Here is a 23,610-nt window from a genome sequence, read left to right as displayed (position 1 = left end):
GGGGGAGCCCTCAGCAGGTCACTTCGGTGTTCTGCTCGCTCGCGGGCAACTCGGTCCGGCCGCCTGCCAGGGCGACGTCGATCCCGGAGTCGGTCACCTTGATCTGCGTGGGCTTCAAGCCCATCGGGTAGCTCTGCAAACTCTGACCGAACAGATCGACGATGCCCTGCACCAGATCCGTCGGCAAGCCCATGCCCAGCAGCGCCGCCGACTTGGTCTGCACCGTCACCGCGCCGTCACGCACCTGCGGTTGCACCTCGAGCTGGGCCAGTCCGCCGAGCACGTCCAGCGTCAGCATGCCGGTCGAGGCCGAGGACTTCACGCCCGTCACCAGGCCGCCCATCGTCTCCTGGATGCCTTCGTTGCTCCAGGTGACATCGGCCGAGGAACTGCCGACCGTGCCGCCGCCGCGCCCGCCGTCCTTCATCTCCAGATCGTTGAATTTCGCGTGCACCACCATGCCGACCGCGGGACCGAACTTGTCGCCCTCGCTGTCCACCGTCACCGAGGACAGTTTGCCGTCGATCATGGTGACCAGCAGTGGTTTGGCGCCGAACCCGACATCGATGCTCGACCCCATCTCCTGCTGGAACTGGTCGCTGATGCAGCCCGCCATCCGGTGTCTGGCATACGCCTCACCGCCGATCAGGGCACCTGCCAGCAGTGTCGCGACCACGACCAGCGCGATCACCAGAGTGCGTCGGCTCACCTTCGAGGTGGCGGGGGTCTTCGTCGTCATGGATGTGATTCTTCCCGACATTCCTGTGTCCGCTCTGTGGCCTCGGTGAGGGGGTCATTTGTGATATGCGGCACTTGTCCGGCAGGTAACCTCTAACCATGGCTGGCGACGCGGCGGGCCGCCCCGAGGACTCCGTTGACCACGGCTGGCGTGTGCTGCGCCGCCTCGCCGGACGCCACGCCGGATTCTTCACCACCCGCCAAGTGCTGCGCACCGGATGCGAAACCCGCGTCCGCGCCGGACTCGGCGAAGGCACCGTCACCCGCGCGGGCGTCGGACTGCTCCGCCTCGCCGAATGGCCCCCGGGCCCCCTCGACGAATACGCCATGTGGGCCGCCTGGTTCGACGGCGCCGCCGCCGTCTCCCACCACAGCGCCGCCGAACTGCACGGCATCGGCAGACTGCGCCCCCAATACCTGCACATGTCCGTCGGACGCGGTCGACCGCCGGTCACGCCCCGCCTGATCGTGCTGCGCAGGCCACTGGCCACCCTCGACGTCGAATCGGCGGGCCCGTTCCTGGTCACCACACCCGTGCGCACCGTCCTCGACCTCGCCGAATCCGACATCGGCCAAACCGCCCTCGACGAAGTGGTCGGCGACGCCCTCGCCATCAGCCGCTGCGCGGGCGAGGAGATCCGCTGCGCCGGAACACTGTCCACTCCGCGCGCCGCCTCCCGACTACACCGGGCGCTGACCGGTCTGTGAACCGAGCGGCGCCACACACGACCACGGCACCGACAACACGCAGTCACGCATCCGCCTGCGATACACCCGCACCGGAAAACCCTCCGCGCGCAACACCTCCGAAGCCGCCCGCCACCGCGCTCGCGGACCGAACGGCGCCGCGTGCGCGGCCACCGCCCACGCGCGATCCGCCGCCGCCAGCAGCGCGTGCACCGGCTCACCCGGAACATTGCGGTGGATCAGCGCTTTCGGCAGCCGCTCGGCCACCTCGGACGGCCGCGGCACCGAGAACGGGTCCCACGCCAACGTCAACGACAGCGGCCCGGACCGGTCCAACAGCACCCACGCGCACCGACGGCCCACCTCGTCACACGTGCCGTCCACCAGCAGGCCACCCGGCGCCAGCCCCGACAGGATCCGCTCCCACGCCGCGGGCACCGCCTCTTCCGGATACTGGCGCAACACGTTGAACGCGCGCACCAACACCGGACGCAGACCCGCCAACTCGAAACCCCCGCGCGCGAACACGACCCCGTCGCGCGCGGGCGCCACCCGGGCCGGATCGATCTCCAGACCCACCACCCGCACATCCGGGCGCACCGCACGCCACCGGGCCGCCAACTCCAACGTCGTCCACGGACTCGCGCCGTACCCCAGATCCACCACCAGCGGATCGGCGGCATCCAGAATCCGCGAACGCACGAACTCGTCGTGCGTCAGCCACCGGTCGCTGCGCCGCAACCGATTCACCCCGGTCGTGCCGCGCGTGACGACACCGACCGGACGACTCAGGCGGTCGGCTTCCGCTCTTCCAGCCACCGCGTCGTCTCCTCCGCCTCCGCGCGGAACAGATCCACCAGATTCACCAGCATCATCTGCTCGAGCCGCGGCCCCACCATCGGGATGAACACCTTCGCCTCCGAGGAGAACCGCATCGTGCACCCGGTCTCGGTGGGGAACAAGCGGATCGAACCGCCCAGACTGCCCGGACCCGCCGGAATCGACGCCGAGAACTTCCCGACCGTCTCCTCCTCGCCGAACAGCCTCCAGCTCTCCTTACGGGTGATGACCATGTCCTTGCGCATCACTGTCTGCGCGATCTCCGGCAGCATCTCCCGCGGCAACGTGTGGTGCAACACCACCTCCACCCCCGCGTCGGTCACCTCGAAGCCGACCACCTCGTTGTCCGGGGTGTACTTGCGCATCTCCGCGACCCGCGCCTCCCAGTACTCCCGAGACGACAGCGCCTCGTACAGCTCTTTCGTGCTGTGCAGGGGGTAGCGGGCGGAGTAATCCAGTCGGCGTGCCATGAAGGAGAGGGTACCGAGCGGGGTTCGGGGGGAGAGGGGGCGCGCGTCAGGGGCGGGGTTTGCGCCTGGGGCGGAGGCGCTTGGGGCGGTCTACGGAGAGGCGGCCGGTGGGGGTGGCGCGCAGGACTCGTTCGGTGGGGGCGGGGGTGTGGACGGTGAGGGAACGGTCTGCGTGCGAGGGGTGGTTCATGTGCTTCTTCGCGGTCGTGTGCGGGTGTGGGCGTACTCGGCCCCGCACGAAAGCGGGGCCGAGAGGTGGTGCGTCAGTTGGCTTTCGCGAGCCAGGTGTTGGTGAATTCCTCTTCCGAGCGCAGCAGGTCGGTGAGGCGTTCCTCGATGGCGGCTTCGATCTTGCCGCCGAAGAGCGGGACCTTGACCTCGATGCGGCCTTCGACGGTGGCGGTGGACCCGCCGGCGTCGCCCGCGAGCACGATGCTGCCGGTGACTTCGGCGGGCGCGCCTGCGACACCGGCCGAGAAGGTGGCGGTGGTGCCCGTCCAGGTCTCGGTGCGGGGAATGATCAGGTCACCGGGGCGCACGGCGGTGATGGCGGGGGGCAGCAGTTCGGCGGCGATGGCCTGGACCATCTCGACGTGCACGCGGTCGCCTTCGATGACGACCGAGTCCAGGCGCGCGTTCGGTCCACCGACCTCGGCGACGCGGTCCTTCCAGTACTGCTCGTCGGCGATCGCGGCGCGTACCGACTCGACCGGATGGGTGTAGCGGGCCGTGTACGCCAAGGGTGTAGCCATGGTCGGACACGCTACCGTCTGGGGGTGCGAACTTCTCGGGTGGTGTCGGCGGACTCCGTGCGTGACGTGCTGGTCGACACCGGTGCGCGGGTGCGCGCCGAGGTGCGCCTGGCCGAGTTGACGACGCTGCGGGTCGGCGGCCCGGCGACGGTGGCCGACTGCGAGTCCACGGACTCGCTGGTGGCGACGGTGCGCGCCCTGGACGCCGCGAAGATCCCGACGCTGATCCTGGCGGGCGGTTCCAATCTGCTGATCGGTGACGACGGCTTCGACGGCGTGGTGGTCCGGGTCGCGACCGGTGCGGTGCGGTTGGGCGCGGAGTCGGTCTACGCGGAGGCGGGCGCGCCGTGGGACGGGGTCGTCGCGGCCACGGTCGAGGCGGGGGCGGGCGGTCTGGAGTGCCTGTCCGGCATCCCCGGGTCGGCGGGTGCGACGCCGGTGCAGAACGTGGGGGCCTACGGGGTCGAGGTCGCGCAGTCGCTGCGGCGGGTGGAACTGCTCGACCGCACCGACGGCGTGCGCCGCTGGGTCGAGCCGGCCGAACTGGGTTTCGGCTACCGCACCAGCGTGCTCAAACACCGGGACGACGCGCTGGTCCTCGCGGTCGAGTTCGCCCTCGACCCGGCCGGTCGCAGCGCGCCGCTGCGCTACGGGGAACTGGCCAAAAGTCTCGGCGCCGCCGACGGCGAGACCCGCCCGGCCGCCGACGTGCGCGCCGCGGTGCTGGCGCTGCGGGCGGGCAAGGGCATGGTGCTCGACCCGGCCGATCACGACACCTGGAGCGCGGGCTCGTTCTTCACCAACCCCGTGGTGCCCGCCGACCGCGAAGCCCAGGTCCGGGCCGCGATCACCGCCCATGTGGGTGATGTCACGATCCCCACCTATCCCGATCCGGGCGGGGTCAAGTTCTCGGCGGGCTGGCTGATCGAGCGCGCGGGGTTCGCCAAAGGGTTCCCGGGGGGCGGCGCACGCGCCACGCTGTCCACGAAACACACGCTGGCACTGACCAATCGGGGTTCGGCCAGCGCGGACGACCTGGTGTCGCTGGCCCGTACGGTCCGCGACGGGGTGGCCGAGCGGTTCGGCGTCGTGCTCGAGCCCGAACCGGTGACGGTGGGCGTGCGCCTGTAGTTCGGTGGATCGCACGACACGGTCGGAGCGGGGCGGGCGGTTCGTCCCGCGCGCGTAGATTCGAACACCGTGAGCACACGTCGAGGTATCCCCGGTCCGACTGCCCTGTGGTGGGTCGCCGTGCTCGCCGTCCTGGCCCTGGTAGCGGGGTGCTCCGGCGACGGCGGCGGCGAGCAGGCCCGCGAGAACGGCCCGGTCGCGCAGGTCGAATTCGACCCCGGCGACGGCAGCGACGGGGTCAGCCCGATCGCGCCGGTCTCGGTGCGGGTCGAGGACGGCGTCATCGATCAGATAGCGCTGACCAACGCGGCGGGCAAGGCGGTCACCGGCGAACTGTCCCCGGACAAGCGCGGTTACCGCGTCACCGAACCGCTGGGCTACGACGCCGCCTACACCTGGTCCGGTTCGGTCACGGGGACCGACGGCAAACAGGTCCCGATCGAGGGGAAGTTCAGCACGCTGGCTCCGCGCCGCACCACCGCGGCCACGATCAACATCGGCGACGGGCAGGAGGTCGGCATCGCCGCGCCGATCATCCTCCAGTTCAACGCGCCCATCGAGGACAAGGCGGCGGCGGAGAAGGCGTTCACCGTCACCACCGATCCGCCGACGGCGGGGTCCTGGGCGTGGCTGCCCGACGACAACGGCGGCGCACGCGCGCACTGGCGTCCCGAGAAGTACTGGGTTCCCGGCACCTCCGTGCACGTCGGGGCGAAGCTGTACGGGGTGGATCTGGGCGAGGGCGAATACGGCGATTCCGATCTGACCTCCGATTTCCGGATCGGCCGCGGTCAGATCGTGAAAGCCGACGCACCGACTCACCGCATGCAGGTCGTCCGCGACGGGCAGACGATCTTCGATTTCGCGGTCAGCTACGGCGAGGGCAACGAGGCGCGCAACGTCACCCGGTCGGGCGTGCACGTGGTCACCGAGAAGTACGAGGACTTCCTGATGTCGAATCCGCCGTTCTACGAGAACGTCCGGGAGCGCTGGGCGGTCCGCATCTCCAACAACGGCGAATTCATCCACGCGAACCCGGAATCGCTGTCGGCGCAGGGGTCGGCGAACGTCACCAACGGCTGTATCAACCTCTCGCCCGGCGACGCCCAGGCGTATTTCCCGACCGCGCTGTACGGCGATCCGGTGGAGGTCACCGGCACCTCGATCGCGTTGTCCGCGGCCGACGGCGACCTCTACGACTGGACCATCGATCAGGGCACCTGGGCGTCGATGTCGGCGTTAAATTCGGGGTCGGCCCCGGTCGTTTCGGCGACGCCGGTCGCGCCACGCGCTCCCGGCGCGCGCTGAGATCCGCCGCGCCGAGATCCGCCGCCGAGTACCGGAATCGACCGGCGCTCGGGCACCCGGACTCTCCGGCGCAGGCGCGGAAACGGCTCAGCCGCGCGCCCGCACGGGCACTTCCTCGCGTCGATCCGTGCCGTCACGTCGATCCGCGCTGTCGGTCGAGGACGCGCTGCGCTGAGCCGTCTGATCGGTGCCCGCTTCCTCGGTGCCCTCGGACAGCGAGGTCTCGGCGGTGGCGGTCGTCTCGCCGGACTGCTTCGCGAGCAGGTCGCGGATCTGGATGAGCAGTTCGGTCTCGGTCGGCTCGGCCGCCTTCACCGTGCCGAAGCGGTTCTTCAGCGTGTTCATCGGCATGATCAGGACGAAATAGAGCGTCGCCGCGACGATCGCGAAGTTCAGGATCGCGGAGACGATCGGGCCGACCTCGATGAAGGTGGCCGGTTTGGAGGGCACCAGGTGGAAGCCCAGGCCGAGTTCGCCGCTCTGGCCGAACACGGCCAGCAGCGGATTGATGACGCCTTTGGTCACCGAGGTCACCACGGCCGTGAAGGCGGTACCCATGACCACCGCGACGGCCAGGTCGATGACATTGCCCCGCATCAAGAAGTCTTTGAACCCCTTGAAGCCCTTGAACCTTCGAAACACCGGAGAATCTCCCATCCTGGCTCTGAAATCCCTCGTGTCGTCCCGCCCCCGAGTACCCCGTCCGTCCGCGTCGATACCCATGTGTCGGCGTGTCAGCTGCGCCGGGCGAAGCGCGTCGGCTCGGCCTGGTCGCGGGGTTTGACGATGATCTGGTCCAGGTTGACGTGCGGCGGTCGCGAGGCGACGAAGCCGACGATCTCGGCGATATCGGCCGCGACCAGCGGATCGATGCCTTCGTAGACCTTCGCGGCGCGGTCGGCGTCGCCGTCGAAACGCACCAGGGAGAACTCGGTCTCGACCGCGCCGGGCGCGATCTCGGTGAGCCGCACGGGTTTTCCGAGCAGTTCGCCGCGCAGCGTGCGGTGCAGGACGGCCTGGGCGTGTTTGGCCGAGGTGTAGCCGGAGCCGTTGTCGTAGGCGTGGAAGGCGGCCACCGAGGTGATGGTGACGATGAGTCCGTCGCCGGAGGCGATGAGCGCGGGCAGCAGCGCCTTGGTGACGCGCAGCGTGCCGAGCACGTTGGTCTCCCACATCCAGCGCCAGTCGTCGAGGTCGGCTTCGGCGACGCTCGCCAGGCCCTTGGCCCCGCCCGCGTTGTTGACCAGCACGTCCGCGCGCTCGACGGCGGCGGCGAAGGCGCGCACCGACTCGTCGTCGGTGACGTCGAGCGCGTGGGCGGTGCCGCCGATCTCCTCGGCGAGCGCGCGCAGTCGGTCGATCCGGCGCGCGCCCACGTGGACGTGGTACCCCTGGGCGGCCAGTTGCCGTGCGGTGGCTTCACCGATGCCGGAACTGGCCCCGGTGACGATCGCGGTGCGTGTGCTCATGCGGCGATCCTAGGGGCGGGTAGCGGGCGGTCGCAGTTGCCCGTATCACCGTTAACCTCGATCGCATGGCTCTACGGGATGCGCTCAGCGCCGACGGCACCTCCATCGCATACCGGGTCGACGCCCCCGAGGAGGGCAGGCCGCTGGTGCTGGTGCACGGCTGGTCGGCGGACCTGCGGTGCTGGGGTGCGGCGGCGCGGTCGCTGGCCGAGCGGTTCCGGGTGATCGCGGTGGATCTGCGCGGGCACGGCTATTCGGGGGCGCCGGAGTCCGGGTACGACGATCCGGCGAACTGGGCGGCCGATCTGGCGGCGGTGCTGGCCGCGGAGGGGGTGGATTCGGGGGCGGTGCTGCTCGGGTGGTCCTACGGCGGCATCGTGGTCTCGGACTATCTGACGGCGCACGGCACGGGCGCGGTGGCGGGTGTGGTGTTCACCGGGTCGATGGCCAATATCGGCCGCGAGGCGCCGGGCGCGGGGACCGGCCGGGCGCTGGTGGAGGCGATGCCGGGGGTGTTCGAGGAGTCGCCGGGGCGCGCGGTGCGGGCTTTCGCGGGTTTCGGCGACGCCAACGGCGGCACGGGCGTGGACGCGCAGCGCCTGTTCGGCGCGAGTCTGTCGACCCCGCCGCGGGTGCGCAAGGCGCTGTTCTACCGCTCGGTGGACAACACCGCGACGCTGGCGGCGTTGACGGTGCCGGTGCTGGTGCTGCACGGGCTCGAGGATCCGGTGGTCCCGCCGGAGAACGGCCGCTACGTGCTCGACACCGTTCCCGACGGGCGCGGTTCGTTCTGGGAGGGCGGCAGGCACGGGCTGTTCCTGGAGGACCCGGAGCGTTTCGTCGCCGAGGTCGGCGGTTTCGTCGACAGCCTGTAGTCCCTGGTCGAACGCCTATTCGAGGATCAGCGCGGCGAGCGTGAGCGTCGTCACGAAGGGCTTGTGATGGCTGTCACCTTGCCGGACATGGTTGCGGTCGCGTCGTATACGCCGTGCACTATGGATGTGTGAGTCAACGCCCGGATCTACGGCCGGATCGGATCGCCGTGCTGTCGGTGCACACCTCACCACTGGCCCAACCGGGCACTGGCGACGCGGGCGGCATGAACGTGTACGTGCTGCAAACAGCCGTACAGCTGGCCCAGCGCGGCATCGAAGTCGAGATCTTCACCCGCGCGACCTCCTCGAACCTGCCGCCGGTCCAGGAGGCCGCGCCGGGCGTGCTGGTCCGCAACGTCGTCGCGGGCCCGTTCGAGGGCCTGGACAAGCAGGATCTGCCCACCCAGCTGTGCTCGTTCGCCGCGGAGGTGCTGCGCCAGGAGGCCAAGCACCAGCCCGGCCACTACGACTTGGTGCATTCGCACTACTGGCTCTCCGGCCAGGTCGGCTGGCTGGCGCGCGACCGCTGGCGGGTGCCGCTGGTGCACACCGCGCACACTTTGGCCGCGGTGAAGAACGCCGCGCTGGCCGAGGGCGACGCCCCCGAACCGCTGACCCGCGAGATCGGCGAGAAACAGGTCATCACCGAGGCCGACCGCATGGTCGCCAACACCGTCGAGGAAGCGCGCCAGCTGGTCGAGCTGTACGGGGCGCGCCCCGACCGCATCGACGTGGTGCCGCCCGGCGCCGACCTGTCGCGCTACCGGCCCGGCGACAAGGCCGCGGCCCGCGCGCTGTTCGGCATCGACCCGAACGAGCGGGTCGTCGCCTTCGTCGGCCGCATCCAGCCGCTCAAGGCCCCCGACATCCTGGTGCGCGCCGCCGCCGAGGTGCTGCGCGGCCCCGACGCCGATCGCGGCGGCAGGCTGCGGGTGCTCATCGTGGGCGGGCCGTCCGGAACCGGGCTGGAACGTCCCGACGCGCTCATCGAACTGGCCGCCGAACTCGGCATCGCCGACCGCGTCACCTTCCTGCCGCCGCAGCCGCCGCAGCGGTTGGTGCAGGTCTATCGGGCCGCCGATCTGGTCGCGGTGCCCAGCTACAACGAATCGTTCGGTTTGGTCGCCATCGAGGCGCAGGCCAGCGGCACGCCCGTGCTGGCCGCGCACGTGGGCGGGCTCGGCACCGCGGTCCGCGACGACGAGACCGGCGTCCTGGTCGCGGGCCACCGCATCGGCGACTGGGCCGCGGCGCTCGGCGCCCTGCTCGGCGACCCGGAACGCCTGCGGCACATGGGGATTCGCGCGGTCGAGCACGCCGCCCACTTCTCCTGGGAGCACACCGCCGCGGGCCTGCTGGACAGCTACCTCGCCGCGGCCGCCGATTTCACCGACGCCCCGCACCCGGGCACGACGCCGTCGGTGCTGGACGAGCCGTACGGTGTGCTGCGTGAGGACCCGCGCGACCGGGTATCCGCCGAACGCGCGGGTCTGGGCGGCCCGGCCAGACCGAGGGCGCTGTGGCGGCGACGGATGGGAGTACCCCGATGACGGAGCAGACGACCGAGAGCACGGCGCGCCTGGTCGAGCAGACTTTGCGCGAGCGCGAGATCGAGTACACCCGCCCCGGCGAGGACGTCTTCGTCGTGGTGCTGCCGGGTGAGCGCAAACTCAAGACCACCGTCATGGTCACGGTCGGCACCCACGGTCTGCGGATCGAATCGTTCGTGTGCCGCAAACCGGACGAGAACTTCGAGGGCGTCTACAAATTCCTGTTGCGTCGCAACCGCAGGCTCTACGCGGTGGCCTACACCTTGGACCGGGTCGGCGACATCTACCTGGTCGGCCGGGTCTCGCTGCACGCGGTGACCGCCGACGAACTGGACCGGATCTTCGGGCAGGTGCTCGAGGCGGTCGACGCCGATTTCAACACCCTGCTCGAACTCGGTTTCGCCGAATCCATTCGCAAGGAATGGAAGTGGCGGGTCTCGCGGGGCGAATCGCTGAAGAATCTGCGCGCCTTCGAGCATCTGGTGGACTCCGCCGACAAACCCTGAGCCGCCGCCCGCCCCTGATCCGCGCGGGGTCGTCGGTGTCGCCGGTCCGCACTCCCGTAGCGTCTCCCCCCGTACGGAAGGCAGCCGATTCCGGGAGCCGTAAACGCTGCGATCCCGGATCTTTCGATGTGGGGGTGAGATGACGGCATTGGCGCTGGACATCGGTGCGACCAAGATGGCGGTCGGACTGGTGGGCCCGGACGGGGTGACCCACGAGGTGGGGCGCATCCAGGTCCCGGAGGCGGGGGTGTGGGAGGCGTGCCGCGGACTGCTGCTGGCGGCCGCGAACGGGTCCGAGGTGCGCATGGTCGGCATCGGCGCGTGCGGTCCCGTCGACGCGCCGGCCGGGCAGATGCAGCCGTTGAACATCCCGGAGTGGGCCGACGGATTCCCGATCGTGCCCGCCGTGCAGGACCTGTTCCCGGGCGCCTCGGTGCGTTTCGCGATCGACGGGGTGTGTCTGGCCTTGGCCGAACGGCATTTCGGCGCGGCGCGCGAGACGCCGGACGCGTTGGCGATGACGGTGTCCTCGGGCATCGGCGGCGGGGTCATCGTGGGCGGCATGGTCGCGGTGGGGCACACCGGCAACGCCGGACACATCGGCCACGTGGTGGTGCCGGGGTCGACCGATCCGTGCGCGTGCGGCGGGGTGGGCTGCGTGGAGGCCATCGCCAGCGGGCCGTCCTCGGTGCGGTGGGCGCGTGAGCGCGGGTGGGTGGGCGAGACCGGCAAGGAACTGGCCGAATCCGCCGAGGCGGGTGACCGGATCGCCAAGGCGGCGCTGCGGCGCGCGGGTATCGCGCTGGGGCAGGCGATCTCGTCGGCGGCCGCCCTGCTCGACATCGACCTGGTCGTGGTCGGCGGCGGTTTCGCGCAGGCGGGCGAACCGCTGTGGCGGCCGATGCAGGAGGCGTTGGGCGCGCACGCGCGACTGGGCTTCCTGCGCGATCTGCGGGTGGTGCCCTCGGAACTGGGCGAGCACGCGACGCTGGTGGGCGCGGGGTTGCTGACGGCGTTGACCGTGCAGGCCTGACGGGCGCGGGTGAACGGTACGGGGCGGGCGTGCCAGAATGGCCGCCATGACGTACACCCTCGTGCTGCTGCGCCACGGCGAGAGCGAATGGAACGCCCTCAACCTGTTCACCGGCTGGGTCGATGTGCACCTGACCGACAAGGGCGTCGCCGAGGGCAAGCGCGCGGGCGAGTTGCTGGCCGAGCACGGCATCGCGCCCGACATCGTCTACACCTCGCTGCTGCGCCGCGCGATCAGCACCGCGAACATCGCGCTGGACGCCGCCGACCGGCACTGGATTCCGGTGGTGCGCGACTGGCGGCTCAACGAGCGGCACTACGGCGCGTTGCAGGGCAAGAACAAGGCCCAGATCCGCGACGAGTACGGCGAGGACCAGTTCATGCTGTGGCGGCGCAGCTACGACACCCCGCCGCCGCTGATCGATCCGGCCGACGAGTACAGCCAGGACGCCGATCCGCGCTACGCCGAGATCGAGGTGCCGCGCACCGAATGCCTGCTCGACGTGGTGAACCGGATGATCCCGTACTGGGAGTCGACGATCTCGCGGGATCTGGTGGCGGGCAGGACCGTTCTGGTGGCGGCGCACGGCAATTCGCTGCGGGCGCTGGTGAAGCATCTGGACGGCATCTCCGACGAGGACATCGCGGGTCTGAACATCCCGACCGGCATCCCGCTGCGCTACGAACTGGACGAGAACCTGCGTCCGGTCCGGCCGCGCGAGTACCTCGATCCGGAGGCCGCCGCCGCGGGCGCCGCCGCCGTGGCGAATCAGGGCGGCAAGTAACTCGTTTCGCACGTCTCCGACGCGCCGTGGTGGTTCGCGACCGCGGCGCGTCGTTGTTTTCGGTGGTTGTCAACCCGGGCTGGTGAGCGTGAATTCTGGACGAAGGTCCAGTGATTCGGTGGGCGCACGCTCTGTCTTTGTCCGATTTTTCCGTATATGTTGACGGTCATTCTGAACATGACAGGGAGGCCGGTCTTCCTTACCGGGCAGTAGGTTAGGTAGGCTCCAGCGGTTCTTCCCGTCCGAGAGGTGGATAACGTCCGATGAAGTACGCGTTGCGTACGGCGGTGGCCGCGATGGCCACCGTCGTGCTCGTCCCCTTCCTCAGTTCCGGCGCCGCCGCGTCGCCCGCGCCCACCGGCCCCGACGGCGGTGCGGCGGGCGCGTCCTGGGTGGCGACCCAGGACGCCGCGCAGCAGTACCCGAACATCTTCATCGAGTGGGACGTCCCGATCACGATGAGTGACGGCACGGTGCTCAAGGGCAACGTCTACCGGCCCGCCGACGCCTCGGGACGCCCGGTAGAGACCCGCACGCCCACGGTGGTCAACCTGACCCCGTACACCAAGCTGGTCTCCAACCTCGCCGACCACGCCAGCGCCGTGCCGGGTCTGTCCGACGCCCTGATCGACGCGCTGCGCCGCTTCGACCTCTCCGGCACCCCGCTGTCCGGCGTCACCGACCTCACCAAGGCGTTCGGCGGCGGTGAACTGCGCAACTTCTCCGTGGACCGCCAGCTGATCAAGAGCGGCTACACCCAGGTCGTCGTCGACGTCCGCGGCACCGGCTTCTCCCAGGGCGAATGGAATCTGCTGCGCGCCCGCGAACAGCAGGACACCGTCGAGGTCATCGACTGGGCCGCGGCCCAGCCCTGGTCCGACGGCAACATCGGCATGAGCGGCATCTCCTACTCGGCGATCAACCAGGTGCAGGCGGCCGCCAAACAGCCCGAGCACCTCAAGGCGATCTTCCCGATCGTCCCCGGCAGCGACCTGATCAACGATGTGCTCGCGCCCGGCGGCGGCTTCGGCTTCAACTTCATCCCGCTGTGGCTGACCGCGGTCAACGCCCTCAAGTGGCTGCCGGACGCGCAGGCCATCGCCAACGGCCGCTTCGACCAGCAGTGGCTCGCCGACCGCGCCGCCTCGCCGCTGACATTCATGGACGTCTTCCTCAACGCCTACACCTCGACCCGCATCGAGGACGCCGACCCGCGCCTGAAGGAACTGCTCAGCGCGAGCAGTCCGGCGCGTCAGGAGTACCTGGCCGATCCGAGCGCCATCCGGGTGCCGACCTTCGTGGTCGGCGGCTGGCACGATCTGTTCACCTACTCCGAATCCAAGATCTACAACCAGATCCCGCTGCCCGCGGGCCAGAAGCAGTTGCTCATGGGCAACACCTACCACCTGAACTCGGGCAACGAGTACGGCAAGCCGGGGCTGCCCCCGCGCCTGGACGTGCTCCAGCGCGCCTGGTTCGACAAGTGGCTCAAGGGCATCGACAACGGCATCGACGGTTACGGGCCGGTCACCCTGCGTCAGCAGGGCGGCGGCTGGGTCACCGCCAACGGCTTCGGTGACAGCGCCACGGGCGGCGACGAGGCCACCCACCGTCGGATGTACCTGTCCTCGGCGGTCAGCGGCACCGCCGCGAGCGTGTACGACGGCTCGCTGCGGCCCGACCCGGTCGCCGACGGCGACCGGCTGACCCTCGGCCCCGGCCTGAGCACGGTGTGCTCCAACGACGCGGCCCAGGGCACGGCGGGCGTGCTCTCGGTCATCGACGGCTGCGCCAAGGACTCCCGGATCGCCGAGACCAACGCGCTGACCTTCACCAGCGCGCCGGTGGCCGAGGAGACGGCGATCTCGGGTCCGATCGCGGTGCGGCTCAACACCGTCCAGGACACCGAGGACGGCTACTGGACCGTGACGGTCAACGATGTCGCCCCGGACGGGCAGTCCTCGGTGCTGTCCTCGGGTCAGCTCATGGCCTCGCTGCGGCAGGTGGACGACGCCAACAGCACCCGTTCGGCCAACGGCGACTACACCGATCCCCGTCCGTTCACCTCGCTCGAGCACCGGCAGCCCACGGTCCCCGGTGAGGCGACCACGCTCGACATCACCCTGACCGCCACCGAGGCGGTGCTGAAGCCGGGCCACCGACTGCGGGTGGACGTGTTCGCGGGCAACTTCCCGAAGGGTCTGCCGGTGCTGGCGATGTTGGTCGACACCGGCTTGCGCCCCCAGCACGTGCAGCTCGACCCGAACCGGCCGAGTTTCGTGAACGTGCCGCTGCGGGGCAACCCCGGCTGGTGATCCCGCTTCCCCGAGCAGTCTGGGAGACGGCCTGAGCGAGGCCCGGTGCGCGCACCGGGCCTCGCTTCTTTTCGAACCGCGCGGCGCGACCGATTTCCGCCACGTTCACCTGCCCGGTTCATCCCGAATCGGTATACCGAACAACGCGTAAACACATGGCTAACGATCTCCGAAGTGGTCGTGACCTGCGCGAAACTTCTTGTACCCCCCGTTTGGCCCCCCGTAGACGACCGTACGATTCAGGGGTGAGTGTTCCGCAGGCCGTGATGTTGGCAGTCCTCGCGGCTGTCGTCGGCCTGGCAGTCGGCGGGCTACTGATCCCCTACGTCAACGCGCGCCAGGCCGCGCGGCGACAGGCCGACTCCGGACTCACCATGTCCCAGGTGCTCGACCTCATCGTCCTGGCCTCCGAGAGCGGGATCGCCGTCGTCGACGAATACCGCGACGTGCTGTTGGTCAACCCGCGCGCCGAGGAACTCGGCCTGGTCCGCAACCGACTCCTGGACGAGCGCGCCTGGGCCGCGGTGGAGAAAGTGCTCGCCAGCGGCGAATCCGCCGAATTCGACCTCACCGCCAAGAATCCGCTGCCCGGCCGCAGTCGGATCGCCGTGCGCGGCGTCGCGCGGGCCCTGTCACCCGAGGAGACCACCTTCACGGTCCTCTTCGCCGACGACGACTCCGAGCAGGCCAGGATGGAAGCGACCCGCCGCGATTTCGTCGCCAACGTCAGCCACGAACTCAAGACCCCGGTCGGCGCGATGAGCCTGCTGGCCGAGGCGCTGCTGGAGTCGGCCGACGACCCCGACGCCGTGCGACATTTCGGCAACCGCGTCCTGGACGAATCGCGCAGGCTCGGCAAGATGGTCACCGAACTCATCGCGCTCTCGCGCCTGCAGGGTGCGGAGAAATTGCCGGAACTCGAAGTCGTGGACGTCGACACCGTCGTCATGCAGGCGGTCGACCGCTCCCGCACCGCCGCCGAGGCCGCGGGCATCACCGTCAGCACCGACCGGCCCAGCGGACTCGAGGTGCTCGGCGACGAGACCCTGCTGGTGACCGCCCTGTCCAACCTGGTGGAGAACGCCATCGCCTACTCGCCCGCGGGTTCGCACGTGTCGGTCAGCCGCTCGCTGCGCGGTGACCACGTCGCGATGGCCGTCACCGACCGCGGCATCGGCATCGCCAAGGAGGATCAGGAGCGCGTCTTCGAACGATTCTTCCGTTCGGACAAGGCGCGCTCGCGCTCCACCGGGGGTACCGGGCTCGGGCTGGCTATCGTCAAACATGTCGCGGCCAACCACAACGGTGAGATCACCCTGTGGAGCAAGCTCGGCACCGGATCCACGTTCACCCTGCGAATACCCGCCCACCGTGAATCCGACGGCGAAGAAGACGTCGACGGCATCGTGGTGAGCACGAGAGATATGAGCCCGCGCCCCACGGGGGCGGGTCGACCCAATGGTGTGGAGGCACGCAGATGACGAGTGTTCTGATCGTCGAGGATGAGGAGTCGCTGGCCGATCCGCTCGCGTTCCTGCTGCGCAAGGAGGGTTTCGAGGTGACCGTCGTCGGCGACGGCCCTTCCGCGCTGGCCGAATTCGACCGCTCGGGCGCCGATATCGTGCTGCTCGACCTGATGCTGCCCGGGATGAGCGGCACCGACGTGTGCAAGCAGTTGCGCACTCGCAGCGGCGTGCCGGTCATCATGGTCACCGCTCGCGACAGCGAGATCGACAAGGTCGTCGGGCTCGAACTCGGCGCGGACGACTACGTCACCAAGCCGTACTCGGCGCGCGAGTTGATCGCGCGTATCCGGGCGGTGCTGCGCCGCGGCGCGGGTGACGAGATCGACGGCTCCAACGAGAGCGGCGTCCTCGAGGCGGGCCCCGTCCGGATGGACGTCGACCGGCACACGGTGCTGGTCAACGGCAAGCCGGTGACGTTGCCGCTCAAGGAGTTCGACCTGCTCGAATACCTGCTGCGCAACTCCGGCCGGGTCCTGACCCGCGGTCAGCTCATCGACCGGGTGTGGGGCGCGGACTACGTGGGCGACACCAAGACCCTCGACGTGCACGTCAAGCGGTTGCGCTCGAAGATCGAGGCCGATCCGGCCAAGCCCGAACATCTGGTGACCGTGCGCGGCCTGGGCTACAAGCTCGAAGCCTGACCCGGACACGGGAACGGGGCCGCGCCGATCAGCCGCGCGGCCCCGTGAACAGAGGGGGAATCAGGGCAGGTAGGTCCAGGTGGGGCCGATGCCGGGGACGTCGATGACACGCAGGGAGATCCATCCGAGGTCGTCCTCCTGCATGCAGTCGTAGATCGGCACGTCCGCGCCGTTGCCGCGGCAGGCGATGGTGTGCGCGGTGCCGTACGGGCTCATGATGAGGTACTTGCCCTGCTCCTTGGCGCTGAGCGCGGCCGGATCGGTGGCGGGGACGAAGTTCGCGGTGAAGTCGGCGAACTTGTGGGGATCGCCGTTGGGTTCGGCGTGCGCGCCGCCCGCCAGCGCGACGCCCGCGCCGAGAACGATTGCCGCCAGGGTGAACATTTTCTTCATGACCGTGCATCCAACCCGAAGCGGGTGAAATGCGCATGGCGGGCGGGTGACCGGCCGGGGCGCGCGCACGCGTCCCGGCCGGTCGTCGACCGTGTTGCGGCGGATGTTCAGCTACTCCCGAACATTCCCGCGAACAGCCCTCCGAGCAGGGTGGCGAGCACCTTCGTCGCGCTGCCGGTGCTCGTGCTGCCGGTCCCGGATTCGGCGCTGCCGGACCCCGCGCTCCCGGTGCCGGAAGACGCCGCGGTGACATTCACCACGGTGGACCGGACGCTGCCGCCCTGTTCGACCGTGAGGATGTGCTGTCCGGGGGTGCTGGGTTTCCAGACGATCTGCGCCTGACCCGGCGGCCACGGCACCTGGGGCGCCCCGATGAATTCGCCGTTGTCGCTGAAATAGACCAGCAGACCCGCCGAGGCGCCGGTCAGGCGCGCCTGGATGGTGTAGGTGGTGCCGACGACGTGGTTGCCGCTGCCCTCCACGGCCACCGCGTCGACGGCGGCCGAGGCCGAGGGCGCGGTCGCCACCGCGACGGTGGCGACCGCGGCGAGCGCGGCGGCCGCGAGACCGCCGCGCACCGAGGTGTTCCCCACGGCTAGCTGCTCCCGAACAGGCCGCCGAGGCCCGGGAAGGTGGCCGCGCTGCCGCTGCCGCCGGGGGTGCCCGGGTCGACCTCGTCGGCCGGGTCGATGACGTTGACGACCACCGTCTTGGTGCTGCCGCCCTGGGAGGCGGTGATGACGTGCTGGCCCTTGGTGGTGGGGGTCCAGGTGATCGTCGACTCGCCGATCGGCCACGGCACCTTCGGGCCGGTGATGGCCTCGTTGTTGTCGGACCAGTAGACCAGCAGGCCGATGCTGACGCCGCTGAGTTTCGCGGTCAGCGTGTACTCGGTGTTGATGGCGTGGTTGGTTCCCGACACGGTCACCGAGTCCACGGTGGCGTGCGCGTTGGGCGCCATGAGAACGGAGACCGCGGCGGCGGCGCCGAAGGCGGTCAGTCCCGCGCGGGTGATGAACTGGCTCATCGTGCTACTCCTGCGTTGTCGCTCAGCCGAAGCTGCCGGTGTTCGGCTTGGGCGGCGTGGTGGTGACGGGGGGTGTGCTGGCCGGCGGTGTGGTGGTGGTGGGGGGCGGCGTGGTGGTCGTCGGCGGCGGCGTTGTCGTCGTCGGGGGAGGTGTGGTGGTGGTCGGCGGCGGGGTCGTGGTGGTCGGCGGTGTGGTGGCGCCGGAGGTGACCGTCACGACGACCGATTTGGTGCTGCCGCCCTGCGACGCGGTCAGCACGTGCTGACCCGCGGTCTTCGGCGTCCAGTCGATCGAGGATTCGCCGACCGGCCACGGGACCTTGGGCGGGGCGATGGCTTCGCCGTTGTCGCTCCAGTAGACGAGCAGGCCGAAGGACGCCCCGCCGACCTCGGCGCGCAGCGTGTAGGTCTGGTTGATCTTGTGGTCCGCGCCCGAGACGGTGACCGATTCGACCGTGGCGTGGGCGGGGCCTGCGAGCACGGCGACCGCGGCGGCGGTGGTCAGGCCCGCGAGGCCGACGGCGACCCGGCGGCGGGTGAAGAACGTGGATGTCATGTGGTGCTCCTGTGCTGACCCACGACTGTGTGGGTCACCGCACAGTAAGTGACCTCAGGTGTGAAATGTCAGCGTTTCGCAAAAAAGCGAGCAATGTTCGTTTCACACGGAGTTCGCTGGTCACAGCGTACGGACAAGATCGCGGAGGCGGGCGCGATCCACCCGCACCCCGCCACCACGAGGTCCGATCTACTCGCCGACCGCCGAGATCCGCGCCGCGCCGGGACGCAAGGCGAAGCGTCGCCGCTCGAAGTCCCAGAACCGGTGGATCGGCCACTGCGCGGTGTGGCCCAGCCACGCGCCGCACACGATCGCCCGATGCGCGAACCGCACCTGGAACCCGTGATCGCGCAGCGTCCGCAACCCGATCCGGTGGAACCGCCAGTGCTCGCGCGGACTCTGCCGCCTGCGTCGCGCGGAGGTGCGCGCCCGCATGTCGACCAACTGATCGATGCGCAGGCCGCGCTTGGTCAGGCACAGGGCCATGTCCAGATCCTCGGCCACGTCCGCGCGGGACTGCACGTCCGCGCGGATCGCCGCCCACGCTTCCCGGCGCAGCGCCATATTAGGCCCGTACATGTTGCCGACCCGGCCGCCGAGTCTGCCCCGGCTCACCAGCAACGCCTGCCCCGTCGCGAGCAGGAAGCCGACCGGCGAATCGTGATAGGTGCACAGTCCGGTCACCGCGGCCGTCTCCGGGTTGCCGTCGAGGAACGCGCGGATCGTCGCCCCCCAGTTCTCGTCCACCAGGGTGTCGCCGTCGGTGCGGGCGATGATGTCGCCGCGCGCCTTGTCGAAGCCGGCGTTGCGGGCGGGCGCGATCCCGCGCGCCGGTTCGTGCACCAACTCCACCGCCGGATGTAGTTCCGCGAAGCGCCGCACGATCTCCGGGGTGCCGTCGGTGCTGCCGTTGTCCACGACGACGATCTCGTCGACGGCGTCCTGCGCGACCAGTCGCGACAGGGTCCGCTCGATCGAGGCGGCCTCGTCGAGCACCGGAACGATTACCGACATGACTACAGAATTGTTGTGATCGACCATTGTGTCCTTCGTCCTGGAACGAACGACCCGAAATTCGGCGCGACGAAAACCGCCGATATTCGAGCAATTCGAAATCCACCCACCCGAAATGCAAACAGACACACGGAAACCGATGGCATATTCGGCTGTGCGACCGGACCGTCCCCGTGACACGCGCCGGATCGAGGTCGGCGTTCGGCGGCGACATCGACGCCCCGACCCGCGTAATCCGCTGTGCGGCTACACCTTATACGCACGGGTGGGCAGCGAGGCAAGACCGGGAAACTTGTTCGGCGCGCCTCGTTTCTGCGTGTCGAGAAACGAACCCCGCAGTCCATTGCCAACGATTTCCGGGGCCCGTCCGGGCGGTGCCGAGGTATATCACCGAATTATCGGAACGCCTATCCGTCGAATGGTCGACACGGCGTGATCGCGCACCGGGAACACGCCGGGATCAGTGGATGTGCGCGTCGTTCTGTTCGGCGATTCGAGCGGCGTGCACGGTGGCCGGATGGACGGCGACCAGGCCGAGACCTTCCCGCCGACGGCAGTGCCTGGCCAGTTCGGCGTAGGCGGGTTCGCCGAGCAGTTCGGTCAGTTCCGGGCCGTAGGACTGCCAGACGGGTTGCGCGCCCACGTGCGCGTCGGGCGAACCCGAGCAGTACCAGTCCAGATCCAGACCGCCCGGTCCCCAACCGCGCCGGTCGTATTCGGTGACGACCGTGCGCAGGATCTGCACGCCGTCGGGGCGATCCACCCACTCCTGGGTGCGCCGGATCGGCAACTGCCAGCACACATCCGGCTTCACCGTGTGCGGGAGCAGACCCCGGCGCAGCGCCATGGTGTGCAGCGCGCAGCCGACGCCCCCTTCGAAGCCGGGACGGTTGAGGAAGATGCACGCGCCTTCGTAGCGCCGGGTGCGCAGCGCGGGTTCGTCCTCGAGTTCGTCGACCTCCAGATAGCCCTTGCGCGTGAGCTTTCCCTCGGCGTTGCGGGCCTCGTCGCGCAGTTGCCAGTCCTGCGGTGTGAGCATTTTCACAGCCTTGTCGAGGCGCTTCCTGTCGTCCTTGTCGGACAGGAAAGCGCCGTGCGAACAGCAGCCGTCATCGGGCCGATCGGACAAGATGCCCTGGCAGGCGGGCGTGCCGAAGACGCACGTCCAGCGCGACAGCAGCCAGGTCAGATCGGCCGCGATCAGATGCTCGTCATTTGCCGGGTCGACGAACTCGATCCATTCGCGCGGGAAATCCATATCGACCTCGGGACTCGGATCGATCTTCCGCGCTGGTCCGGGTCGGGTCGGGCTCATGGCGTCGCCGCGTTCCGTCACACCTCGAGACGCTAACAGCTCGGTCGCCTGGACCGCAGTGCGGACCGACCGCGTACCGTATTCATGTGCGCCTAGGGGTACTCGATGTCGGAAGCAACACCGTCCACCTGCTGGTGGTCGATGCCCATCGGGGTGGCCACCCGATGCCCATGAGCTCGACGAAGGCCACGTTGCGGCTGTCGGAGAACATGGACGACAAGGGCGCGATCACCGCCGAGGGCGCGCAGCGACTCATCGCCACGGTGGCCGAATTCGCCAGCATCGCCGAGACGTCGCGGTGCGTGGAACTGATGCCCTTCGCCACCTCCGCGGTGCGCGAGGCCACCAATTCCGAGGACGTGCTGGCCCGGGTCCGCGCCCAGACCGGCGTCGATCTGCGGGTGCTCTCCGGCGTCGACGAGGCCCGTTCGACCTTCCTGGCCGTGCGTCGCTGGTACGGCTGGAGCGCGGGCCGCATCCTCAATCTCGACATCGGCGGCGGCTCGCTCGAGGTGAGCAACGGCGGCGACGAGGAACCCGACGTCGCGCTGTCGCTGCAACTGGGCGCGGGCAGGCTGACCAGGGACTGGCTGCGCGAGGACCCGCCCGGCAAACGCCGCGTGGCGGTCCTGCGCGACTGGCTCGACGCCGAGTTGGTGCTGCCCGCCAAACAGCTGATCGACGCCGGGCGTCCCGATCTGGCCGTTGGCACGTCCAAGACATTCCGGTCGCTGGCCCGGCTGACGGGAGCGGCGCCCTCTGCCGCCGGACCTCGGGTTCGTCGTACACTCACCAGCTCCGGTCTGCGGCAGCTGATCGCGTTCATCTCGCGAATGACGGCCGCGGACCGGGCAGAATTGGAAGGCGTGAGTTCCGATCGGTCGCAGCAACTGGTGGCCGGCGCATTGATCGCGGAGGCGAGTATGCGGGCACTGTCGCTGGATACCCTCGAGATTTGTCCGTGGGCACTGCGTGAGGGTCTCATCCTGCGCAAACTGGATACCGATATGAACGGCGGACCGAGGGCGACCCACCTACCCGGGCCCGCGGCCGGTGACGGTTCGCGCGGCGCCGAGGGTGGGCCACCGCTGTCGGGCCCGATCGAAACGGTGTCGTCATGAGTGGTGAAGATTCCAAGCAGCTGTCGGTCGCGGAGCTGCTGGCCCGCAACGGCGCGCAGGGGGCCCAGTCCTCCGGCGGCGGCAGGCGCAGGCGCGGCGGTCGCGGCATCTCCGTCGCCGAATTGACCGGCGACCTGCCCGTCATCCGGGACGGCGGCGGGCATTCGGCCCACGCGGCGCCCGAGCCGGAGGCGGCCGAACCCGCCTACGAACCGCCCGCTCCCGAACCGCGGTCGTGGGACGCCACCGCCTACGAGGCGCCCCGCTCGGATTTCGGCGCTTCCTCCTACGCCCCCGAGTACCCGGGGCCCGTCGAGGACGAGCACTCCCCGATGTCGGGGCCGATCACCCGTTACGACCCGCTGGCGGGGTACGCGCCGGAACCGCCGCGTCCCGAACCTTTCGGCCACTCCGCGCGAGTGATGCCCGGCCGCGAGATGCCGGGTCCGACCGCGCGGCACGGCGCGCCGGAACAGCCGCCGGTCTCCGACCCGTACGGTCCCGGCGTCTCCGATCCGTACGGCCCCGCGGCCGTCGATCCCTACGGACCGCCCGCCTACGGGCCCGCGCCCGCCGCCTACGTCCCCGAACCGGCCCCCGAGCCGTCGCGCGGGGGCCGCAGGCACCGCCCGGATCCGGACGAGTCGGCCACCGAGGTTTACAAGCTGCCCGATATGGCCGAACCGCCCCGCCGCGAACGCGCGGGCCGCAACGGCCGTCGCGGCGCGAACGGTGAGGTGCCCACCCGAGAAGGCGGCCGCCAGAGCCGGGCCGATCGCAGGCGCGCGGTCGAGGAACAGGAAGAAGGGCCGTCGACGGCCGCGTGGTCGCCGGTCGCGGGGGACTACCCGCCCGCGCCGCAAGCCGCGCCGCCGATGCCGGAACCCGCGCCGCGCACCGCGCCCCGACGCGAGGGCGGCCTGCCCGCTTGGTCGGCGCGACGGCACAAGCCGGCGGGCCCGCCCCCGGACGCGCCGGAATCCGGCGGCCTGCCCACCGCGGCGTGGTCACTGGCCAGCCAGGACCAGCAGTTGCTGTCCGGGCAGACAGTGGCGGGCGACCTGCTGCGCGACGGCGCCGAACGCGCCGAGCGCGACCGGCGCGGCCGTGACGATCTACTCGACGCCGACGACGGTCCGACCGAGTACTACGACGAGTTCACCGGTGAGCACGAGCCTTTCGACGACGAGGACGATCTCGACCCGCCCCCGTCCCGGCTGGGCCGCTCCCGGGCGAAGGACAAGAAGAAGAAATCCGCGACGGGCGGACGCGCCGCGCGCCGGGTCGAGCACGACGTCAACCGCAGGCAGTGGTTGATCCTCGGCGGTCAGAGCGCGGGCGCCGCGATCGCGGGCATGTTGCTGTTCAAGGGTTTCGAGAGCATGTGGGAGATGCTGCCGTGGGTGGCGCTGGCGTTGGCGATGATCGTGATCCTCGGTCTCGTCGCGCTGGTGCGCATCCTGCGGCGCACCGATGACATCCTGAGCACGGTCATCGCCGTGGTGGTCGGCATCTTCGTCACGCTCGGGCCGTTGGCCTTCCTGCTCAGTACGAACTGA

At 69.9% G+C, this 23,610-nt stretch carries 25 protein-coding genes; 13 read left to right on the top strand and 12 right to left on the bottom strand.

From position 1 onward, the window contains the following. Nucleotides 1-10 precede the first annotated feature (10 nt). On the bottom strand, nucleotides 11-739 hold the full coding sequence (locus ON30_RS24680; protein WP_040710569.1) for an LmeA family phospholipid-binding protein: 729 nt from the start codon (nucleotides 737-739) through the stop codon (nucleotides 11-13). Between the two features lie 98 nt (nucleotides 740-837). On the opposite strand from ON30_RS24680, the gene ON30_RS24675 reads away from it, so the two are divergent. Further along, nucleotides 838-1,446, top strand: coding sequence for a type IV toxin-antitoxin system AbiEi family antitoxin (locus ON30_RS24675; RefSeq protein WP_040710567.1), 609 nt, complete (start codon nucleotides 838-840; stop codon nucleotides 1,444-1,446). On the opposite strand, the gene ON30_RS24670 is transcribed toward ON30_RS24675, so the two are convergent. The 3 genes from ON30_RS24670 to ON30_RS24660 all read right to left on the bottom strand — a co-directional run bounded on the left by ON30_RS24670 (nucleotide 1,420) and on the right by ON30_RS24660 (nucleotide 3,487). After that, the gene (locus ON30_RS24670) at nucleotides 1,420-2,244 is read right to left on the bottom strand and encodes a class I SAM-dependent methyltransferase (protein ID WP_245554196.1); all 825 of its coding nucleotides are present in this window, start codon (nucleotides 2,242-2,244) and stop codon (nucleotides 1,420-1,422) included. The two genes, ON30_RS24675 and ON30_RS24670, sit on opposite strands and share 27 nt — an antisense overlap. Continuing rightward, entirely contained in the window at nucleotides 2,214-2,735 is a 522-nt protein-coding gene (locus ON30_RS24665; protein ID WP_040710565.1) for a DUF2505 domain-containing protein, read from the bottom strand. The genes ON30_RS24670 and ON30_RS24665 overlap by 31 nt, the downstream gene beginning before the upstream one ends. A gap of 263 nt (nucleotides 2,736-2,998) precedes the next feature. Continuing rightward, a complete protein-coding gene (locus ON30_RS24660) occupies nucleotides 2,999-3,487 on the bottom strand; it encodes a DUF2505 domain-containing protein (RefSeq protein ID WP_040710563.1) in 489 nt (162 codons plus the stop codon). A 42-nt stretch (nucleotides 3,488-3,529) separates the two neighbouring features. Here ON30_RS24660 and ON30_RS24655 point away from each other — a divergent pair, with 42 nt between their 5' ends. Both ON30_RS24655 and ON30_RS24650 read left to right on the top strand, forming a co-directional pair. Beyond that, nucleotides 3,530-4,618, top strand: coding sequence for a UDP-N-acetylmuramate dehydrogenase (locus ON30_RS24655; protein ID WP_051029959.1), 1,089 nt, complete (start codon nucleotides 3,530-3,532; stop codon nucleotides 4,616-4,618). 69 nt (nucleotides 4,619-4,687) lie between these two features. Beyond that, nucleotides 4,688-5,926, top strand: a complete 1,239-nt coding sequence (locus ON30_RS24650; protein ID WP_040710561.1) for a L,D-transpeptidase — start codon at nucleotides 4,688-4,690, stop codon at nucleotides 5,924-5,926. Between the two features lie 87 nt (nucleotides 5,927-6,013). Here the strand turns inward: ON30_RS24650 and mscL are convergent, their stop codons facing one another. Further along, nucleotides 6,014-6,568 carry a large conductance mechanosensitive channel protein MscL gene (gene mscL, locus ON30_RS36360; RefSeq protein WP_306307395.1) on the bottom strand — a complete coding sequence of 185 codons (555 nt, stop codon included), beginning with the start codon at nucleotides 6,566-6,568 and terminating at the stop codon, nucleotides 6,014-6,016. 92 nt (nucleotides 6,569-6,660) lie between these two features. Further along, complete coding sequence (locus ON30_RS24640) at nucleotides 6,661-7,395, bottom strand: SDR family oxidoreductase (RefSeq protein ID WP_040710558.1); 735 nt, start codon at nucleotides 7,393-7,395, stop codon at nucleotides 6,661-6,663. Nucleotides 7,396-7,460: 65 nt separating this feature from the next. Here ON30_RS24640 and ON30_RS24635 point away from each other — a divergent pair, with 65 nt between their 5' ends. The 8 genes from ON30_RS24635 to ON30_RS24600 all read left to right on the top strand — a co-directional run bounded on the left by ON30_RS24635 (nucleotide 7,461) and on the right by ON30_RS24600 (nucleotide 16,625). Then, complete coding sequence (locus ON30_RS24635) at nucleotides 7,461-8,270, top strand: alpha/beta fold hydrolase (RefSeq protein WP_040710556.1); 810 nt, start codon at nucleotides 7,461-7,463, stop codon at nucleotides 8,268-8,270. 128 nt (nucleotides 8,271-8,398) lie between these two features. Beyond that, complete coding sequence (gene mshA, locus ON30_RS24630) at nucleotides 8,399-9,820, top strand: D-inositol-3-phosphate glycosyltransferase (protein WP_040710555.1); 1,422 nt, start codon at nucleotides 8,399-8,401, stop codon at nucleotides 9,818-9,820. Beyond that, nucleotides 9,817-10,326, top strand: a complete 510-nt coding sequence (locus ON30_RS24625) for a type III secretion system chaperone family protein (protein WP_040710554.1) — start codon at nucleotides 9,817-9,819, stop codon at nucleotides 10,324-10,326. Before mshA ends, ON30_RS24625 begins: the two co-directional genes overlap by 4 nt. A 139-nt stretch (nucleotides 10,327-10,465) precedes the next feature. After that, complete coding sequence (locus ON30_RS24620; protein ID WP_040710553.1) at nucleotides 10,466-11,359, top strand: ROK family protein; 894 nt, start codon at nucleotides 10,466-10,468, stop codon at nucleotides 11,357-11,359. Between the two features lie 46 nt (nucleotides 11,360-11,405). After that, nucleotides 11,406-12,143: a phosphoglyceromutase gene (locus tag ON30_RS24615; protein WP_040710846.1), complete on the top strand. Its 738-nt coding sequence runs from the start codon at nucleotides 11,406-11,408 to the stop codon at nucleotides 12,141-12,143. Between the two features lie 263 nt (nucleotides 12,144-12,406). Beyond that, complete coding sequence (locus ON30_RS24610; protein ID WP_040710551.1) at nucleotides 12,407-14,458, top strand: CocE/NonD family hydrolase; 2,052 nt, start codon at nucleotides 12,407-12,409, stop codon at nucleotides 14,456-14,458. 245 nt (nucleotides 14,459-14,703) lie between these two features. Beyond that, entirely contained in the window at nucleotides 14,704-15,939 is a 1,236-nt protein-coding gene (locus tag ON30_RS24605; RefSeq protein WP_040710549.1) for a sensor histidine kinase, read from the top strand. Continuing rightward, the gene (locus ON30_RS24600; protein WP_040710547.1) at nucleotides 15,936-16,625 is read left to right on the top strand and encodes a winged helix-turn-helix domain-containing protein; all 690 of its coding nucleotides are present in this window, start codon (nucleotides 15,936-15,938) and stop codon (nucleotides 16,623-16,625) included. Before ON30_RS24605 ends, ON30_RS24600 begins: the two co-directional genes overlap by 4 nt. A gap of 60 nt (nucleotides 16,626-16,685) precedes the next feature. On the opposite strand, the gene ON30_RS24595 is transcribed toward ON30_RS24600, so the two are convergent. The 6 genes from ON30_RS24595 to ON30_RS24570 form a co-directional block, all read right to left on the bottom strand. After that, complete coding sequence (locus tag ON30_RS24595) at nucleotides 16,686-17,018, bottom strand: hypothetical protein (protein ID WP_040710546.1); 333 nt, start codon at nucleotides 17,016-17,018, stop codon at nucleotides 16,686-16,688. A gap of 107 nt (nucleotides 17,019-17,125) precedes the next feature. Then, entirely contained in the window at nucleotides 17,126-17,611 is a 486-nt protein-coding gene (locus tag ON30_RS36355; protein ID WP_051029930.1) for a hypothetical protein, read from the bottom strand. Between the two features lie 2 nt (nucleotides 17,612-17,613). Continuing rightward, entirely contained in the window at nucleotides 17,614-18,045 is a 432-nt protein-coding gene (locus ON30_RS24585) for a hypothetical protein (protein ID WP_040710545.1), read from the bottom strand. A 22-nt stretch (nucleotides 18,046-18,067) separates the two neighbouring features. Continuing rightward, the gene (locus tag ON30_RS40520; RefSeq protein ID WP_040710544.1) at nucleotides 18,068-18,601 is read right to left on the bottom strand and encodes a hypothetical protein; all 534 of its coding nucleotides are present in this window, start codon (nucleotides 18,599-18,601) and stop codon (nucleotides 18,068-18,070) included. A 189-nt stretch (nucleotides 18,602-18,790) separates the two neighbouring features. After that, entirely contained in the window at nucleotides 18,791-19,615 is an 825-nt protein-coding gene (locus ON30_RS24575) for a glycosyltransferase family 2 protein (protein WP_245554195.1), read from the bottom strand. Nucleotides 19,616-20,075: 460 nt separating this feature from the next. Continuing rightward, nucleotides 20,076-20,930, bottom strand: a complete 855-nt coding sequence (locus tag ON30_RS24570) for a DUF3109 family protein (RefSeq protein ID WP_040710844.1) — start codon at nucleotides 20,928-20,930, stop codon at nucleotides 20,076-20,078. An 86-nt stretch (nucleotides 20,931-21,016) separates the two neighbouring features. Here ON30_RS24570 and ON30_RS24565 point away from each other — a divergent pair, with 86 nt between their 5' ends. Together ON30_RS24565 and ON30_RS41265 are read left to right on the top strand one after the other, a co-directional pair. Then, nucleotides 21,017-22,051, top strand: a complete 1,035-nt coding sequence (locus ON30_RS24565; protein WP_040710541.1) for a Ppx/GppA family phosphatase — start codon at nucleotides 21,017-21,019, stop codon at nucleotides 22,049-22,051. Then, the gene (locus tag ON30_RS41265) at nucleotides 22,048-23,610 is read left to right on the top strand and encodes an Rv0497 family membrane protein (protein ID WP_051029929.1); all 1,563 of its coding nucleotides are present in this window, start codon (nucleotides 22,048-22,050) and stop codon (nucleotides 23,608-23,610) included. Before ON30_RS24565 ends, ON30_RS41265 begins: the two co-directional genes overlap by 4 nt.

Source organism: Nocardia takedensis NBRC 100417, from assembly GCF_000308695.1.
Lineage (GTDB): Bacteria > Actinomycetota > Actinomycetes > Mycobacteriales > Mycobacteriaceae > Nocardia > Nocardia takedensis.
The sequence above is the reverse complement of the archived record's forward strand: the minus strand, read 5'-3'. Positions and strand labels throughout refer to the sequence as shown.